The sequence below is a fragment of the Acinetobacter sp. IRS14 genome, from assembly GCF_034650275.1.
Classification (GTDB): Bacteria; Pseudomonadota; Gammaproteobacteria; order Pseudomonadales; family Moraxellaceae; genus Acinetobacter; species Acinetobacter oleivorans.
In genome coordinates, this window is the sequence record NZ_JAOVFN010000010.1 from 13,770 (window position 1) to 31,936 (window position 18,167).

Annotated in this window: 16 protein-coding genes; 10 read left to right on the top strand and 6 right to left on the bottom strand. The window is 38.9% G+C overall.

Annotation, left to right across the window (positions count from 1 at the left end; genetic code table 11):
• The first annotated feature begins 59 nt into the window (after nucleotides 1-59).
• Nucleotides 60-773, top strand: a complete 714-nt coding sequence (locus ODQ17_RS10975) for a DUF4882 family protein (RefSeq protein WP_322903604.1) — start codon at nucleotides 60-62, stop codon at nucleotides 771-773.
• A gap of 158 nt (nucleotides 774-931) precedes the next feature.
• Here ODQ17_RS10975 and ODQ17_RS10980 read toward each other — a convergent pair whose 3' ends face one another.
• Both ODQ17_RS10980 and ODQ17_RS10985 read right to left on the bottom strand, forming a co-directional pair.
• On the bottom strand, nucleotides 932-1,234 hold the full coding sequence (locus ODQ17_RS10980; protein ID WP_322903607.1) for a hypothetical protein: 303 nt from the start codon (nucleotides 1,232-1,234) through the stop codon (nucleotides 932-934).
• Nucleotides 1,235-1,732: 498 nt separating this feature from the next.
• Nucleotides 1,733-2,098 carry a hypothetical protein gene (locus tag ODQ17_RS10985; protein WP_322903610.1) on the bottom strand — a complete coding sequence of 122 codons (366 nt, stop codon included), beginning with the start codon at nucleotides 2,096-2,098 and terminating at the stop codon, nucleotides 1,733-1,735.
• 746 nt (nucleotides 2,099-2,844) lie between these two features.
• Here ODQ17_RS10985 and ODQ17_RS10990 point away from each other — a divergent pair.
• A complete protein-coding gene (locus tag ODQ17_RS10990; protein WP_322903744.1) occupies nucleotides 2,845-3,405 on the top strand; it encodes a TetR/AcrR family transcriptional regulator in 561 nt (186 codons plus the stop codon).
• Between the two features lie 75 nt (nucleotides 3,406-3,480).
• Here the strand turns inward: ODQ17_RS10990 and ODQ17_RS10995 are convergent, their stop codons facing one another.
• Nucleotides 3,481-4,098, bottom strand: a complete 618-nt coding sequence (locus ODQ17_RS10995; RefSeq protein WP_322903612.1) for a TetR/AcrR family transcriptional regulator — start codon at nucleotides 4,096-4,098, stop codon at nucleotides 3,481-3,483.
• A gap of 78 nt (nucleotides 4,099-4,176) precedes the next feature.
• Here ODQ17_RS10995 and adeD point away from each other — a divergent pair, with 78 nt between their 5' ends.
• Both adeD and adeE read left to right on the top strand, forming a co-directional pair.
• The gene (adeD, locus tag ODQ17_RS11000) at nucleotides 4,177-5,301 is read left to right on the top strand and encodes a multidrug efflux RND transporter periplasmic adaptor subunit AdeD (protein ID WP_322903613.1); all 1,125 of its coding nucleotides are present in this window, start codon (nucleotides 4,177-4,179) and stop codon (nucleotides 5,299-5,301) included.
• A 9-nt stretch (nucleotides 5,302-5,310) separates the two neighbouring features.
• The gene (gene adeE, locus ODQ17_RS11005) at nucleotides 5,311-8,424 is read left to right on the top strand and encodes a multidrug efflux RND transporter permease subunit AdeE (RefSeq protein WP_322903615.1); all 3,114 of its coding nucleotides are present in this window, start codon (nucleotides 5,311-5,313) and stop codon (nucleotides 8,422-8,424) included.
• Nucleotides 8,425-8,500: 76 nt separating this feature from the next.
• Here the strand turns inward: adeE and ODQ17_RS11010 are convergent, their stop codons facing one another.
• Both ODQ17_RS11010 and ODQ17_RS11015 read right to left on the bottom strand, forming a co-directional pair.
• Nucleotides 8,501-9,106, bottom strand: a complete 606-nt coding sequence (locus ODQ17_RS11010) for a nitroreductase family protein (RefSeq protein WP_322903617.1) — start codon at nucleotides 9,104-9,106, stop codon at nucleotides 8,501-8,503.
• Nucleotides 9,107-9,139: 33 nt separating this feature from the next.
• On the bottom strand, nucleotides 9,140-9,925 hold the full coding sequence (locus ODQ17_RS11015) for an SDR family NAD(P)-dependent oxidoreductase (protein ID WP_322903619.1): 786 nt from the start codon (nucleotides 9,923-9,925) through the stop codon (nucleotides 9,140-9,142).
• A gap of 122 nt (nucleotides 9,926-10,047) precedes the next feature.
• Between ODQ17_RS11015 and ODQ17_RS11020 the strand changes: the two genes are divergently transcribed.
• Entirely contained in the window at nucleotides 10,048-10,614 is a 567-nt protein-coding gene (locus ODQ17_RS11020; protein WP_322903622.1) for a TetR/AcrR family transcriptional regulator, read from the top strand.
• Here ODQ17_RS11020 and ODQ17_RS11025 read toward each other — a convergent pair.
• Complete coding sequence (locus ODQ17_RS11025) at nucleotides 10,611-11,768, bottom strand: glycerate kinase (RefSeq protein ID WP_322903624.1); 1,158 nt, start codon at nucleotides 11,766-11,768, stop codon at nucleotides 10,611-10,613. The genes ODQ17_RS11020 and ODQ17_RS11025 overlap by 4 nt on opposite strands.
• A 396-nt stretch (nucleotides 11,769-12,164) precedes the next feature.
• Here ODQ17_RS11025 and ODQ17_RS11030 point away from each other — a divergent pair, with 396 nt between their 5' ends.
• The 5 genes from ODQ17_RS11030 to epmA all read left to right on the top strand — a co-directional run bounded on the left by ODQ17_RS11030 (nucleotide 12,165) and on the right by epmA (nucleotide 18,124).
• Nucleotides 12,165-14,573: an FdhF/YdeP family oxidoreductase gene (locus ODQ17_RS11030; protein ID WP_322903626.1), complete on the top strand. Its 2,409-nt coding sequence runs from the start codon at nucleotides 12,165-12,167 to the stop codon at nucleotides 14,571-14,573.
• A gap of 77 nt (nucleotides 14,574-14,650) precedes the next feature.
• Nucleotides 14,651-15,436 carry a formate dehydrogenase accessory sulfurtransferase FdhD gene (fdhD, locus tag ODQ17_RS11035; RefSeq protein WP_322903628.1) on the top strand — a complete coding sequence of 262 codons (786 nt, stop codon included), beginning with the start codon at nucleotides 14,651-14,653 and terminating at the stop codon, nucleotides 15,434-15,436.
• A gap of 150 nt (nucleotides 15,437-15,586) precedes the next feature.
• Nucleotides 15,587-15,979, top strand: a complete 393-nt coding sequence (locus ODQ17_RS11040) for a YkvA family protein (RefSeq protein ID WP_322903630.1) — start codon at nucleotides 15,587-15,589, stop codon at nucleotides 15,977-15,979.
• 106 nt (nucleotides 15,980-16,085) lie between these two features.
• Complete coding sequence (locus tag ODQ17_RS11045; protein ID WP_322903632.1) at nucleotides 16,086-17,153, top strand: 4-phosphoerythronate dehydrogenase; 1,068 nt, start codon at nucleotides 16,086-16,088, stop codon at nucleotides 17,151-17,153.
• A complete protein-coding gene (epmA, locus tag ODQ17_RS11050; RefSeq protein WP_322903634.1) occupies nucleotides 17,150-18,124 on the top strand; it encodes an EF-P lysine aminoacylase EpmA in 975 nt (324 codons plus the stop codon). The genes ODQ17_RS11045 and epmA overlap by 4 nt, the downstream gene beginning before the upstream one ends.
• Nucleotides 18,125-18,167: the final 43 nt, after the last annotated feature.

The window sequence follows — 18,167 nt, forward strand, 5'->3', positions numbered from 1 at the left end:
TTTTAAACCTTAAATTTTTACCATACAATCAAAAATCACAATAAAATTAAGGTGAAATAATGAAAAAAAATATATTGATTCTTAGCTTATTAATTGTCAGTGTACAGAGCTGGGCTGAATGTAAAATTGGTGATCTAGAGATTGATCCAAGCGCTTCACAAACACCAGAAGGGACACCAAATCCAAGCAACTATATAACAATAACTGGGCAGAAAGTGTTAACTAAGGCTTTGGCTAATATAAACATAGGAACACTCATAAAAACTAAATCTGATACCAATATTGCTCAGTCTAATGTGATTGCTTTTGAATATATTTTCAAAAAACCAATAAATCTAAATTCAAATGAACTAGCTTCAGGGTTTATCACAGGAACAAGTAATTTTGATGGTATTGTTTTTGCCGCACCAAGTTTTGGAAGTGCATATGGTTCACAGCAAAATATATTTATGAGTTCTATTTCTGGAAACATAACCCCGACTCAGACACAAAATGAAGTTTTAGCAAATGAAACAGTGAGAGTTGGGATTTATTACAATCAAATCAGCAAGAAAATTGGCTATATTGTAAATGGCGTAGATAGGGGATACACATGGAGTTATACAACTCCCTTAAGCAAAATGAAATTTGCTATTGCAATTGAAGAGGGATTTTATGCTTCCAACTCTAGTGCTTTAGGTAAAGAAATATCATATGAAATAGTATCTGATCATTCAAAACTACAATTTACTTATCCAACAGGCACCACAGATATTTGTGGAACACCTCTTTAAAATAGATCCTATATCCAAATGCTGCCTCGCTATCTAATGAGGCAGTATTTATTAGTCTATTGAGTACTCTATTTCTAAATTCGGAATCAAATAAAATAATTTATACATTCTTATTTACTGCTAATTGGGTTTTTACTAAAACTTATTATCAGAAAATATTAAGTACCTTTCCGAAAAGCAAACATGAAAAAAATTATAAAATAGGTTGAGAAGTACCCTTTTATAAAAATATGTCTTAAGCTTTCTTCAAAATAAATTGAGTAGCTTTTTCCTATAAAAATAGAGGAAATAATTGAGCAACCCATAAATAAAAAAATATAGAATACTTTTGAAAACATTATGTAGTTTTCAGAAAATTCTTTTTTCTTAAAAAATATATTTGTTATTTTTTCTGTAAGAAAAATTGAGAATAAAGAATTGAACACTCCTAATATAATACTAAATAAAATTGTATTTAACATTTAAATTCCTGCTTTTAAGTTGTAAAATAATTTTTTCTGAATTAATTATTTAATAGTGAAATTTACAACCTATATTGATTTTAAAAAAATATTTTACCATTAAATATATTTTTGGGGTAGATATTTAATAAAAACACTCGCTATGGATGAAAATTAGATAAGGTATATAGTCCATCTAATGTATTTGTATTTTTTTATCTTGTAAATGCTATATAAAAATAATGAGGTGATAGATATAAAGAAAATTATATATATAAATAGTAATGATAGAATATACCTATCATCACTCCAGTCCTATTCGCTCAGATTGTAGTAATAGTAATGAATTTTTAGATAAAAATAAGTTAATAGAACTAATAGGATGTTAACTAAAATATTAAGAAGATGATTTATTGTTTTCATTTTTAAAAATCCTATTATTTGTTTGAAAACTATATATAAAATTTACTATAATTTTTTTATCATCATATTGCATTTTACACTAGGAATATATTGAAACTAATTTTTATTTTCTTGGTCGAGTAGAGTACAAAAGTCTGCTAATAAATTACTTCCTATAACTACTTCTTTATCATTTTCATCTATGTATTTTAAACAAAGGTTACCCTGTTCTTTATCTAAAGAAGTAGATCCATCTATAATTCCTAAAATTGTACTCGTTGTATCAATAATAGTCTGCTGAATAATTGACAATAGAATTTTTTGTTCTTTTTCCTCTAATTTTTTAAATAGATTTAAAGCATCTTTCCAATATTGAATTGTATTATCTGGTATGTCTTTAGTGTTGAGTGTTTCTATATAAAATTTCATAGAATCATCAAGAACACTATCTTTAAGTTTATTAATAAAATCTTCAGGTTTCATAATTAATCCTATTTTTTCTTAAAATAAATTAGATATGTAGCTTTACTCATATCTATAAGTTCCTGTAGATATCTATTAGGAATATTAGAATATACTCTTTTTCAAGACTCTGTTTCTATCCTAAATGAGTTGAATAGCCTCCTAAGATTGTTTTTCTCTCCTTTATAAACCCCTCATTAACAATAACTCACTCATTATTTATCCTTACTTTTTAATGATCTAATTTAAAACAAATGTCATTTTGTGTGCTTGACTGCAAAAGGGCGGAGCACTATCCTTTGCCTGCTGGCCTACATTGCCAGTCGGTTTTAGCAGACCGTACTCAAGAGCATTGAAAAAACTCGTTTTTTTAATGTGAACTCGTTCGTCTCCCTTTTGTTGCGGTAGGACGGAAGGGGGACACCTTCGGGTGTGCTGGGTCTTGAGCCAGTCTGCTAACCCCCTTTCGTTCTGCCACCATAATTCCTATTCATGTCTGGCGGAACTCCCAATAAAAAGGAGTTGGCTTTGCACATTCTTAATTTCTTGGCAGCCTTTGCCAAAGTCTATATCGACACAACTTAAACTTTTAAAGCAGTTTGATGGCCCTTGGGCTTTTCAGGCTTTAAATCGTCACGACCAAAAAACTTAATCAACAATAAAACTTGAGATGTGCCACGCACAGTCTTTACGGCTTTGCTATGCCTTTTTTTCTCCCAAAAAAGTATCTCGCTTATCTACAACAAGAATTTTATAACGGTAAAACTATGCGACATTTAGTGATCTCCCCACGTGCCATACAAGTCGTAAATAAATCGATTAATCTGTTTCACAACCACGGATTTCACACTGTGGGAATAGACAGAATCGTGAAAGAATCTCAAATTCCAAAAGCGACTTTTTATCATTATTTTCACTCTAAAGAGCGGTTTATCGAAATCTGTATGACTGTGCAAAAAGAACGCTTAAAAGAAAAAGTAGTTTCAATTGCTGACTACGACCACGACGCGGGCGTGATTGATAAACTCAAAAACCTTTATTTCTTACATACCGGTTTAGAAGGGTTGTACTACCTATTATTTAAAGCCATTTTTGAAACGAAGCTGACCTATCCCAAAGCCTATCAAATCGCAGTGAGGTATAGAACGTGGTTACTGAATGAAATCTATAGCCAACTTATAAAACTAAAAACCGATGTTTCCTTTCAGGATGCCAAACTATTTTTATATATGATTGAAGGTGTGATTATTCAGCTTTTAAGCTCGGGTCAAGTAGGGAATAGAGAGATGATATTAGAATGTTTTTTGAAGCAGTTTAAAGCGGCGTAATATGTATCGTTCATCGTTTTCAAGTTTAGCTATTTCATAGAAAAGCCCTTCTTATCAAAGGGCTTTTTATAAAATCTATTCTTTATATTGCCATGCTTTTAAAAAGGTTCGGCAAACCTCTGCATTTAACTGCTGTAGCTCTTGAGGAGTCGGAATGTTTCCGCTAATCAGCGTAGCAGGATATGCATATCCCATTACAGCACCGAGGAATGCTTTTGTTGCTTCCTCTGGCTGATCAATTTTAACAATGCCTGCATTGTGTGCTGTTGCAAGGATATCGGTTAACGATCTTTTAATATTTCCTTGAGTACGCTGTTGAATTTTTGGAAGAATTTCCTTCATTTCAACTAATGCAATAATCAGCAATCTTTGCAGACGAATGACGTCAATATTATAAAAATGATTTTGTACAGCCTGCCCAATTTCTAAGAGTAATTGATCTAGGCGCTTATTTTTTAATTCATGTTGTTCAACAAAAGGCACTTCCATTTCTGTTTTTAAATGATCAAAAACTTCAATAAGTAGAGCCGTCTTAGTTGGGAAATGGTTATATAAAGTTTGTCGATTTGTTCCGGCTTTAGCTGCAATAGCTTCTAAACGAACTTCTAATCCATGCTCAAGAAATAGTGCACGTGCTGCTGCAAGGATAGTAGGGCGAATTCGAGAAGGGCGACCTGGAGATTTTTTTAACATATGAGGATTTCTTGCACATCTTATTTATTTACTTTACAGTAAAGTAAATAAATTGTCTATAAGTCTGGGGTCCCAGATATGCTTGTTTTTAATTTTTTTCATCGTAATACTTTGTGTTTATTGCCTTTGTTGCTTTTCTTGAATGGCTGTGATGCTGACCAGCCTGCGACCAAAAATATTCAACAGGTGGGCATTATCACTATAAAACCAGAGACGATTGAATCTACTTATCAATTGGCTGGAAGAACAGTTGCCTCTGAGATTTCTCAAGTGCGGCCACAAGTAAATGGCGTGGTTGTCGAGCAATTGTTTAAAGAAGGCTCTCAGGTGAATAAGGGGCAACCCCTTTATAAAATTGATTCTTCACTTTATCGGGATAGCGTTGACGAGGCCGCTGGTAACCTTGCACTTGCTAAAGCAACAGTCAATTCGACTCGTTTACAAGCTGAGCGCTATAAAGAATTAATTAAAGTAAATGGCGTGAGTCAGCAAGAGCTTGATAATGCTCGAAGTGCATATGAACAAGCAAAAGCCACCGTGACAGTAAATGAAGCCCTACTGAAAATGGCACGAACCAATTTACGTTATACACAAGTTACTGCGCCTATTTCAGGACGGATAGGGCGTTCTTCGATTACACGTGGAGCTTTAGTCACTTCGGCTCAAACAGATCCTTTAGCAACGATTCAAAAACTTGACCCGATGTATGTCGATTTAACCCAGTCGAGTGATGAATATATGGCGCTGCGCAAACAGCTTACTGAAAATGGAATAAAACCGAATGAACTTTCAGTACGTTTGAAGCTTGAAAATGGCACGAACTATGCGGAACAAGGAACGTTTAAATTTAGTGATATTGCAGTAGATGAAGCCACTGGAAGTGTCACGTTACGTGCTGCGTTTTCTAACCCGAATAATGCTTTATTACCGGGAATATATGTACGGGCGGAACTTGGAACGGGCACACGTCCTAACAGCATCTTAATTCCTCAAGGTGCGCTGTTCCGAGATGCAGAAGGAAATGCACTTGTTTGGGTTGTTGGAAAAGATAATAAAGCCGAACAACGAAAAACTACTTTAGGGAGTGCGATTGATAATCGTTGGTTAGTGACCTCTGGCTTGAAGGCGGGAGATCAAGTCATTGTTGATGGTCTGCAAGGTTTAAGTGCCGGCATGACGATTGATCCTACCCCAATGAGCTGAGGATTCCCTATGTTGTCGAGTTTTTTTATTGCACGACCTATTTTTGCTTGGGTCCTCTCTATTTGTATTATGGCATTGGGGACGATTTCGATTTTAACGTTACCCATTGAGCAATATCCTGACATTGCACCACCGGGTGTAAATGTCACTGCGAATTACCCGGGAGCATCGGCCAAAACTGTTGAAGACAGTGTCACCCAGATTTTGGAGCAACAAATTAAGGGTATTGATGGTCTCCTTTATTTTTCATCGAGTAGTAGTTCGGCAGGACAAGCACGGATAAGTCTTAGTTTCGATCAAAATACCAATCCTGACACTGCGCAGGTACAGGTGCAAAATGCTGTGAATCAGGCACTGAGTCGATTGCCTCAAGAGGTTCAGCAGCAAGGGATCACTGTAACAAAATCACAGGGTGATAGTTTACTGGTCTTTGCGCTTTACGATGAAAGTGGGACTAGATCTTCTGTCGACATATCTGACTATATGGTGAGCACACTTCAAGACCCATTAAGTCGGGTCGATGGAGTAGGTGAAATCACCGTATTTGGTGCTCAATATGCAATGCGTATCTGGCTTGATCCTCATAAATTAAACAGTTATGGATTAATGCCATCAGACGTTAGAACCGCAATTGAAGCACAAAACACTCAAATTACAGCAGGAGAATTGGGCGCATTACCCACGCGTGATGGGCAGGCTCTAAATGCAACAGTAACAGCATTATCTCGGCTACAAACCGTGAGCCAATTTGAAAATATTATTTTGCGGACAGAAACAAATGGTGCGGTTGTATTACTTAAAGATGTTGCCCGAGTCGAGCGGGGTGCAGAGAGTTATCAGACGTCTACACGTCTGAATGGAAAGCCAGCTTCGGGTATGTCTATTCAGCTTGCATCTGGTGCCAATGCATTAGAAACCGCTGAACGAGTTAAAGCCGAGGTCACACGATTAACTGCCTCTATGCCAGCGGGTTTAAAAGTTGCATACCCACGCGACAGTACTCCATTTGTAGAAGCTTCTGTAAATGGAGTGATTAAAACTTTAGCTGAAGCAATTGTTCTCGTGATTATTGTCATGTTCTTATTTTTGCAGAGCTGGCGTGCGACTTTAATTCCGGCAATTGCAGTCCCAGTTGTATTGTTAGGAACATTTGGTGTGTTGAGCATACTTGGCTATAGCATTAATACACTGACTTTGTTTGCGATGGTACTCGCAATTGGTTTACTGGTAGATGACGCGATTGTCGTTGTAGAAAATGTCGAGCGGGTTATGCATGAGCAAAATGTTGATGCTCGGCAAGCCACCCTAATTTCCATGCAAGAAATATCTGGTGCGCTCGTGGGTATTGCCATGGTACTCGCAGCGGTATTTTTACCTATGGCATTTTTTGGTGGTTCCGTCGGGATTATCTATCGCCAGTTTTCGGTAACGCTCGTATCGGCTATGGTACTTTCTGCAATTGTTGCTTTAACACTTTCACCTGCGCTATGTGCAACATTACTCAAACCTGCAAATGAAAAGCATAAGCAGAGAAAATTTTTTACTTGGTTCAACCGTAAAGTAGAGCAAGGTCAATCAGGCTACCGTACAAAGCTAGTTGCTGTTTTAGGTAAACCCAAAATATTTATGATCATATTCGTGGGTATTACAGCTTTGTTAGGTTGGCAATATACGCGTATGAATACGGGGTTTTTACCCCAAGAAGACCAAGGCTCGGTTATGGTTCAATTTAGTACGCCTGTAGGCACGACATTAGCTGAAACAGAAAGGGTTGGTAATCAGATTGCAGATTACTTTTTGACGAAAGAAAAGAATAATCTCAATGTGATTTTCATGGTGATGGGTAGAAATAATGCAGGCAGTGGGCAAAATGTGGGAATGGCATTTGCTGGACTCAAACATTGGGATGACCGAGAAGGTAGTGAAAATACAGCCGAAGCTGTGATTGCTCGTGCAAATGCACATTTTAAGTCACTGCGTAACGCACGTGTTCAGGTACTTTCACCCGCTGCTGTAAGAGGCCTTGGGCAATCAAGTGGTTTTGAACTTTGGTTGCAAGATGCTGAAAATAAAGGACGAGATGCTTTAATTGCTGCACAAAATAATGTGTTAAAAGCAGCAAATGCTGATTCTGGCCTAGCAGCAGTACGTTTGAATAGCTTAGAAGATAAAGCCCAGTTACAAGTCGATATCGATCAACGAAAAGCCAGCGCTCTTGGTTTAGCCCAAGCTGATATCAGTAATACATTATCTTCTGCTTGGGGCGGATCTTATATTAATGACTTTATTGATAGGGGACGTGTTAAGCGAGTTTATTTACAAGGCGAAGCGAACTATCGTTCTTTACCTCAAGATATTGGGCAGTGGTATGTTCGTGGCGCTACTGGTCAAATGACACCATTTTCTAGTTTCTCTTCTGTGAAATGGCAAATGGGGCCTCAAATGCTGCAACGCTTTAATGGTCTTTCAGCCGTCCAACTTCAAGGCTCTGCTGCAACAGGTGAAAGTTCTGGCGGGGCTATGGATAAAATGCAGCAGTTAGTTGACCAGCAACAAGGCTTTAATCTTCAGTGGAGTGGATTGTCTTATCAAGAGAAGTTAGCGGGTGGCCAAACGATCTGGTTATATTTGGCTTCAATCATCTTTATCTTTTTATGTTTGGCAGCACTTTATGAAAGCTGGTCTATTCCTGTTTCTGTCATGTTGGTTATTCCTTTAGGTCTTATTGGCGCTGTAGTTGCGGCAAGTCTGGCAGGTTTTGTTAACGATATTTACTTTCAGGTCGCTATGCTTACCACGATTGGACTTTCTGCCAAAAATGCTATTTTGATTGTTGAATTTGCGGCAGCCAAATTGGAGGCTGGTCAGGCATTAATGGACGCCATTATTGAAGGTGCGGGTCAGCGATTACGGCCAATTATTATGACATCTCTGGCTTTTGTTGCAGGTGTTCTACCATTGGCTGTATCTACAGGAGCAGGAGCTGTGAGCCGAAAAGAAATTGGTATCGCCGTCACTGGTGGAATGATTTCGGGAACTCTACTTTCTATTTTCTTTGTGCCTTTATTTTTTCTTTTAGTTCGTCGTTTAACGAATAGATTAAATAGCTCAGCAGGAAAATAGTTTCACAAGACAGAATGTCATTAACAGTTTTAGGCCCTCACGTTGTAAATGGTATGAGGGCCTAAAATTTAAAAACTTAGAATGTATTTTGAATAATGACATCGTCGTAAGGAAGTTTGCCCACACGCGGGTAAGGCTGAGATGCTGACTTACCAACTGCAATCATTAAACACACCACATGATCTTCAGGTAAGTTAATCAGCTTTGCCATTGCGTCAAAGTCAAAACCATCCATTGGGCAACTGTCTAAACCATGCTCTTGAGCAAGAAGCATCAAGGTTTGAGCAAAAATACCCGCACTACGCATCACTTCATCACGTTGAGTTTGCGGGCGGTCACGATAATATTGATCAATCGCACCTACCATAATATTTTGCACTTCTGGAGTCGCGCCATCCCACACGCGTTTAGCATCGGCTTCCCACGAGCTTACTTTTGCGCATAACACAATCAGTAAAGAAGCCTCGGTAACTTGTGGTTGATCCCATGCAATGGTGCGAATTTGTTGTCTTAACTCAGCATCTTCAATCACAACAGGGCGCCAGTGCTGCAAATTAAACGCACTTGGAGCATTTGCTAAAACTTCTTGTAATAACTGTTTTTTATTATCGTCAGAAAGTTGAAATGCAGGGTCAAAGCGTTTAACTGCACGGCGGTTACGGATGGCATCAATAACATTCATAAGATTTTCCTACTTGAGAATTGGGTAGCAGTATTAGTTAGTTTTATAACGTTGGGCTACATCAGCCGAAGAAAAGTTTGGTAGTAATGTGATACGTGATTTTTCAAAATTATTCCATTGATTTTCGTCTTTCAGCACAGGAATTGTAATCGTTTCTTTACGATCAAAACCAATCAGAGCCGCATCGACCAAATCATTGACATCCATTAATGGTGGGACTTGGCTTAAGTCGATGCCAGAACGTTCCCAAATTTCGGTTTTAGTTGCAGATGGCAATACGGCTTGAACATGCACGCCATGATCTTTTAATTCTAAATATAAACCTTGGCTAAAAAATTGGATGAAAGATTTACTTGCGCCATAAATGGTCGAACCAAGTTCAGGAGCTAATCCAAGCACTGAACCTAAATTAATAATCGCGCCTTTCCCTTTGCGTAGAAGAGGTTGCGAAATTGCATGAGACAACCGAACAACTGCGGTCATATTTAAAGTTATAAGTTTTTCAATGTCTTTAATATCTTGAGTTAAAAAGTTTCCGTTCAGTGCAATCCCAGCGTTATTTACCAAAATTTCAATATCAGCATCGTTTTTGAGTACATCTTCAATTTTAGTGATGTCTTGATCTTTTGATAGATCGGCTTGAATGAACTCGACCTGTACACCGTATTTTTCTTGAAGGTCTTTTGAGATTTTATCTAAGCGCTTGGTGTCCCGTGCAACCAAGATTAAGTTATGGCCACGTTGAGCAAATCTGTCTGCATAGACAGAACCAATTCCAGACGAAGCTCCTGTAATAAGTACTTTTGATTGAGCTGACATGTGATGTCTCCACGCTTTAATTTTTAGATGATGACTATAATCTAAAATATGCGAGTTTTGATGTCAACCATAATCAATGTATAATTATGACCAGTAGGGTGAATAAAAGTGGGTGCGCCAAAATGAAAGTCAGTAAAACTCAGGTAAAAGAAAACCGAGAAAAAATTGTTGAAAAGGCGACTCAACTCTTTCGTAACAAAGGCTATGACGGAGTTGGGATTGCCGAGTTAATGTCTAGCGCGGGCTTTACTCACGGCGGCTTTTATAAACATTTCACTTCGAAGACCGACCTTGTCTCAATTACCGTTAAACATGGACTTGAGCAGGTTTTAAAAAGAATAGAAGGTTTAAACTTAACTCAATTTATTCAGCTTTATGTGTCCCGCACTCATCGAGACAACCGAGATTTGGGATGTACCTTAACAGCGTTATCTTGTGATGCTGCAAGACAGCCAGACGAAGTAAAAGTCGAATTTGAAGAGGGTATTGAGCAACTTATTCAGTTCATTATGAACGAACGAGCAAAACAAGTTTCTTTGGATGCGCCAGAGTTGAGAAAGCAAGCCATTAATATTCTTGCCCAATCTGTAGGGGCAATTGCATTGTCTCGCGCATGCCCAGACCAATCAAACCTTAGCGATGAAATATTGGAAAGCTGTAAAGAAAGCCTTTTAAAGTTAGCCGATTAAACTTTTTTATCTCTCAAACTGGTTTGGCTAAATTGAATTAACCTCGCAATATCGACTGTTCTTTCATAAATAAGTTCTGCCGCATGTTCGCAGGCTTGCTCTAATTTGATGGGGCCATTAGTTAGCGAAAAAGCAGCCGTAACGCCGTGCTCATAAAGCGCTTGGTAGCCTTCGCCTAATGTCCCAGCAATCACAATGACCGGAACATTGTGGGTTTTGGCAATTTGACTCACCCCAAAAACTGTTTTACCACTTAAGGTTTGTTGGTCAAATTTACCTTCACCCGTAATGACCCAATCTGCGTTAGAAATTTTATGCTCAAGCTGATTCAGTTCAGCCACGACTTTAACGCCAGCTTTAAAGTCTGCATTTAAATAACTTTTGGCTGCAAAGCCCAAACCGCCAGCAGCGCCAGAGCCTGCTTCATCTCGTTTGTCGAAACCTAAAAGTTGTGCCGAGACATCGGCAAAATGGGCAAGTGTTTGGTCAAGTAACTTTACTTGAGCAGGTGAAGCACCTTTTTGTGGACCAAAAATATGAGATGCGCCGTTTGGGCCACAAAGTGGATTGGTCACATCGGCAGCTAGTAAAAAACGTGTGTGCTGAATACGTGGGTCGAAATGTGTTAAATCAATTTTTGATAGATTCTTGAGAGCAAGTCCACCGAGGGGTAAAACGTTGTGGTTGGCGTCGAACAAAACAGCACCTAAAGCACTGAGTAGTCCTGTGCCGCCATCATTGGTTGCACTACCGCCCACGGTTAAAATAATGTCTTTTGCACCTGCATCTAAAGCATCCAGAATGAGCTGGCCTGTGCCAAATGTTGTGCTGTGGCAAGCATCACGCTCAGACGGTGGAACTAACTGTATGCCACTCGCTTGAGCCATTTCAATGATAGCTATTTTTTGTTTTTCTAACCAACCCCATTTTGCTTGAACAGGCTGACCTAATGGCCCCATTACGGTTTTTTCACGCCATTCACCGTCACAGACCTCTAACACCGCTTCAATGGTTCCTTCACCACCGTCTGCCATTGGACATAACTGTGTTTCAGCATCTGGAAAAACCTCTTGCCATCCTTTGGCAACGGCTTGAGCGACGCTCGAAGCCGATAAGCTGTCTTTAAAAGAGTCTGGCGCAATCACAACCTTCATAAGTTCTCTGAATCTGTTTTTTCCAATTAATTTATACTGCTTAAAGCAATAAAAACCTACTTTAAATGACGTAAATTTCAGCTCATTACATCATTTCTATTTTTTAAAAATATAAAGTGAATTATGTTTTTATCTGTAAAAAATAGGTCGTTTTGTTTTTAAGGTATTGTTATTATTTAATTTAAATAATTTTTTGGTTTTGGCTGAATGATTGTAATTATAAAAAATATGGCACATATTATAAGTAGCGTTGAGGCTGCCTCTAAATATCATGAGTAAGATAAAAGTGGATTTTTACTTATTAAGATAAACAGCAAATAGCGTAGATATAACCATAATTAAGTTGTGATTTATTGCACCTATAGAATGCGTAAAAAGTAATAAGAGGATGACAAAGTGGATAATTCAGAAGAACAAAAGCATATTCAGGAAAATAACGGCTTTGCACGAATTGAACCCTATACTCATCCTGCGGGCGGATGGGGAGCATTACTCAGTGTCGCTCGAAACTTAAAGCGGCAAGATATTTTAAAAAAAGGTTCGATTACTTTACTCAATATTAACCAGCCTACGGGGTTCGACTGTCCCGGTTGTGCATGGCCAGAAAAGAAAAATGCTCATGCCTTTAACTTTTGTGAAAACGGCGCAAAAGCAGTTGCATTTGAAGCAACTAGTAAAACAGTGACTCCCGAATATTTTGCAGGCCATACCGTCAGTTGGTTATCAGAACAAAGTGATTTCTTTCTAGAAGACCTAGGTCGCTTAACTGACCCAGTTCGCTACGATGCTGCAACCGATAAATATGTAGCAATTTCATGGGATGAAGCATTTCAGATTATTGCTAAGCATCTACATGCGTTAGATCACCCAGATCAAGCTGCATTCTATACCTCTGGCCGTGCAAGTAATGAAGCAGCATTTCTATATCAATTGTTTGTGCGAAGCTTTGGAACAAATAACTTTCCAGATTGTTCGAACATGTGCCATGAAACCACAAGCGTTGGGTTACTTGATTCGATTGGTTTAGGAAAGGGCACAGTCACCCTAGAAGATTTTGATTTAGCCGACGCAATTTTTAGTTTTGGGCATAACCCCGGAACCAATCACCCGCGTATGTTAGGTACTTTACGTGAAGTGTCTAAACGCGGCGGTAACATTATTGCGATTAACCCAATTAAAGAAAGAGGTCTTGAGCGTTTCCAAGACCCACAAGCACCACTTGAAATGATGACTAACGGCAGTACCCCCATTAGTCGTTATTATTTCCAACCTAAAATTGGTGGTGACTATGCACTCATGTTAGGGATTTTAAAGCACCTAAATGAGTGGGATAAAAAAGCGCTAGCTTCAGGTAAACCAAGTGTTTTTGACCGAAATTTTATTGCGGTGAATACAATCGGTTTTGATGAAATGATTGCTGAGGTGGAGCGAACTGAGTGGGAAGATATTTATAAACACTCGGGCCTATCGCCTGAACATTTAGAAAAACTTGCTAAGCTCTTTTTAGAGTCTGAACGCTCAATTTTCTGTTGGGGAATGGGTATTACTCAACATCGCCATGGAACAGCCAATGTACATATGTTGGCGAATTTATTATTGGCTCGTGGACAAATTGGTCGTCCGGGTGCGGGGCTTTGCCCAGTTCGTGGACACAGTAATGTACAAGGCGACCGAACCATGGGCATTAATGAGTTACCTAGCCCGAAATTACTCGACAACATTGACCGCGTGTTTGGGATTAAATCCCCTAGAAAAAATGGGCATGGTGTCGTTGAAACGATTAAAGCTATGGCTGAAGGCGAGGTCAAAGTCTTTATTGGCCTAGGCGGAAACTTTGCGGTTGCGACGCCAGATACACCGTATACCCAAGAAGCACTTAGAAAGTGTAATTTAACCGTTCATGTTGCAACCAAGTTAAACCGTAGCCATTTGGTGTGTGGTAAAGAGGCACTGATTTTGCCTTGTTTGGGTCGTACCGAAATTGATGAGCAGCTTCATGGTCCGCAGGCCATTTCAGTCGAAGATTCGATGAGTAATATTCATTTGTCGGCGGGGCGTAATACCCCAATTTCTGAAAATATTTTATCTGAACCAGACATCGTGGCAAGAATGGCTGAAGCGGTGCTGCCAGACAGCAAGATCAAATGGAAATGGTACATTGAAAGTTATGACCGTATTCGTGACTCAATTGCTGAGGTCTTTGATGAGTTCCATGATTTTAATTTACGTGTCTATAACCCGGGTGGTTTCCATCTAGAGCATCCGGCTAATCAGCACATCTGGAACACAAAAAGTGGTAAAGCACAGTTTATGATTACACCTCTGAGTGAAGTCTATGGCGATAAAGAAAATCAATATGCTGCCGCTTATACCGAGAGCAAAGTTTATACCTTAATGACCACTCGATCTCATGATCAATACAACACGACGCTATATGGTCTCGACGACCGCTACCGTGGGGTCTTCGGACAGCGCCGTGTGTTATTTATGAACCAAGCCGATATTGATGAAGCGGGCTTTGAAGCAAATCAATGGGTTGATATTGAAAGTGTTTTCTCAGATGGTGTTAAACGTATTGTGCATAGTTTCCGTATTGTGCCGTACAACATTCCACGTGGCAGTTTAGCTGCGTACTATCCAGAGACCAATCCCTTGGTGGCGTTAAGCAGTCATGATAAATACGCCAAAATTCCAGCTTCAAAAAGTGTTCCTGTGATTTTGCATCCCGGTGATGCACCTGCACACTTTAATTTGGCAACAGCAGTTGATCCTGAAGATGCTGATAAGAAAGTAAGTAACCTTTAAATTAACAGCGATATTAAAAATGTAATTCAAACAAATGGCGCTCTAACAAGCGCCATTTCAAGATAAAGGAAATTATTTTGACACCACATTCTTATGGGGTTGAAACATTACAAGTAAAGCGGTTTAAGAAAACCGAATCTGAAAGTGTTTTAGATAATATTGTTCAAGAGCATCCGATTGCTTTGGTATATAACGGCATTTCTCATGCAGTGATGATGGCTACACCTACCGATGTGAGTGTGTTTGCTAAAGGTTTTAGTCTGTCCGAAGGAATTTTAACGAGCTTAAAAGAGTTGTATGCCATTGAGGTTCATGAAAGTGAATTGGGAATTGAAGTGAATATGACCATTTCATCTAGAGCATTTGCTGCGTTAAAAGAAAGGCGACGGATGTTAGTGGGTCGTACAGGCTGTGGTTTGTGTGGCATTGAAAGTTTGGAGCAGCTTCAGCTCGATATTTCTAAAATTACCATCGAACCTTCCAAAGAGTGGCTCGAACAAATTCCAGTCGCGATTTCTCAATTAAAAGATCAACAAAAAATTACTGCCTTAACGGGTGGCGCTCATGCCGCTGCTTGGGTAGTTCAAGGCAAAATCATAGCTTTGTTTGAAGATGTTGGCCGTCACAATGCCTTAGACAAACTACTGGGTTATTTAGCTCAAGAAAACTACGAAACCAGTTTGGGTTTTGTTGTTATGACCAGTCGTGCAAGCTACGAATTAATCCGTAAATGCGCTCAGCTTAATATTGGTTTATTGGCTTCAATTTCTGCCCCCACCAGTATGGCTATTCGACTCGCAAAAACTTCTGGCCTAACTTTAGCAAGCTTTTGTCGTGGAGATGATTTCGTTTTATATACATAAGGGTCATGCATTGAAATATTGATCAGATCAGCTCAAATGCTAAGAATGATCAAACATAATGGAAATATACATTTCTATTTTGCCTAATTTTAAGTTAAGCACGAACTTTATACTTTATGATCAGAGTTATGTAGTTCAGAGTCTGTCCAAATGTCTTGGTTACAGTCTATAAAAGATTGGGCAAAACGTCTAAAAAAACAAATTATTATGCTTTGGTTTGCATCAAAGCATCCTCAAATGCCGATATTGCCTAAAATTTTGGCTGTGATTGCTGTTGCCTATGCTTTTAGCCCCATCGATTTAATTCCAGATTTTATTCCTATTTTAGGTTTTGTTGATGATGCTTTAATTTTGCCCATTCTTATTTGGTTAGCTGTTCGCTTTACGCCTAAGCAAGTCATTTTAGATGCAGAACAACAAGCTGATGAATGGCTAGAACAGCAGGAGCGAAGACCTCAAAATTATTTGGTCGCTGTGTTAATTATTTTAGTTTGGGTAACGCTAGCGGTAATGGCCTATTTCTATTTTGGCGGCGGTTTATAAGCCTTAAAAGTGCAAGATATAGAATCGTGAATTTAAAGGCATTAACATTGTGCTTTGCTACAACTCAAAGGATAATAACGTTTTTATAAGCTTTGAGTTGCAGATAATGAAAATTGTCGCAGATGAAAATTTGGCATTTACCGATTACTTTTTTTCAGAGTTTGGCGATATTCAACACCATGCGGGACGTACCTTAACTCATGCAGATGTAAAAGATGCAGAAGCATTATTGGTTCGCTCAGTCACTGCGGTGAATGCAAGCTTAATCGAAAATACAGCATTAAAATATGTGGGTAGTGCCACAATCGGAACCGATCATTTAGATATTCCTGCTTTAGAAAAACAAGGAATTACATGGGCAAATGCGGCAGGTTGTAATGCGCAGGCAGTTGCTGAATATGTCATTACTGCTTTACTTCATTTAGATGCTAGCCTTTTAGAAAAACAAGAAAAATTTACCCTAGGCATCGTTGGCCTTGGAAACGTCGGTAAGCGTTTGGCATATATGGCCCAGTTGCTTGGCTGGAATGTGATTGGCTTTGATCCATATGTGCAGTTAGATTCAATTAAAAATGTAAGTTTAGAAACTCTTTTGCAACAAGCCAATGCAATTTCAATTCATGTGCCTTTAACCAAAAATGGTGAACATGCGACGTATCATCTGTTTGATGAGCAAGCATTTGCTGCACTTCAACCGAACACGATTTTAATTAATAGTGCGCGTGGTCCAGTCGTTAAAGAAGCTGCTTTAATCGAAGATATTCAGCGTACCAAACGTCAAGTTGTGCTCGATGTATTTGAACATGAACCAGTCATATCTGAAGAACTTATAGACATGTTGGCTTTGGCCACACCGCATATTGCTGGTTATAGCTTGGAAGGTAAGGCACGCGGTACGCAAATGATTTATGAAGCATTCTGCCAAAAGTTCGGATTCGATATAAATAAGCGTTTCGAGACTCAATTGCCTGCATGTGATGATTATTTTTCAGGAAATGATTTAAAAGCAGTGTTAAAGCAAAAATTAGCTCAGATTTATGATATTGCTCAAGATTATGCCAACATCCGTGCCTGTATTAAAGAGGGCAAAGTAGAGCAAAAAGCATTTGATTTATTACGTAAGAATTATCCGCTGCGCCGTGAATGGGCAGCACATGGAGGGCCACAGGCATGAGCTTAAGTTATCAACCAACTTGTTCAATTGATGCCTTAAAAGCACGTGCCAAACTCTATAACCAGATTCGTCAGTTTTTTGCTGAACGTGATGTCATGGAAGTGGAAACACCGATTGTTTCACAAGCAGGTGTCACCGATGTGCATTTAGCATCTGTTCAGACTTTACGTCATATTAATGGCAAATTGCAGACTCAATATTTACAGACTTCGCCTGAGTTTGCCATGAAGCGTTTGTTGGCGAGTGGCAGTGGGCCGATTTATCAGATTTGTAAGGTTTTTCGTGATGATGAACACGGGCGTAAACACAATAGTGAATTTACCATGCTCGAATGGTACCGTCCGGCTTTTGATCTAAAAGCTTTAATGCATGAAACCGCCGATTTATTGCAAAGCTGTTTGCAATATCGTTTTGGGGAAGTTCGTCCGTTTATTTTAAGTTATAAACATGCCTTTCAAGATCGTCTTGATATTAACCCATTGCAAGCAACGTTGAAGCAACTCAAAGATACTGCAAATCGTGTGGGATTAAATCTTGATTTAGGCGATGATCGTCTAGCTTACATGGATTTATTATTTTCTCATTTTGTTGAACCAAGTTTAGGATTTGATGCGCCAGTCTTTTTAACTGATTTTCCACCAGAAATGGCGTCTTTGGCAAAAGTGAAAGTGGATGAAGATGGGGAAGAGGTCGCAGCACGTTTTGAGGTTTATATTGAAGGTTTAGAGCTTGCCAATGCTTACGATGAATTGCTCGATGCAGCCGTGTTACGTTCACGTTTTGAAGCAGACAATGCAGAGCGTGCTAAGCAAGGCCTTCATGTTATGCCTTTAGATGAAAACTTGTTAGCAGCACTGCCTCATATGCCAGAATGTTCAGGAATTGCTTTAGGTATAGACCGCTTACTTATGGTTGCAATGGATCAGGTCAAAATTGAAAAAGTCATTACATTCCCCGCTGAAATTGCTTAAAACTGACAAATAAAAAAGCCACAATATTGTGGCTTTTTTATTG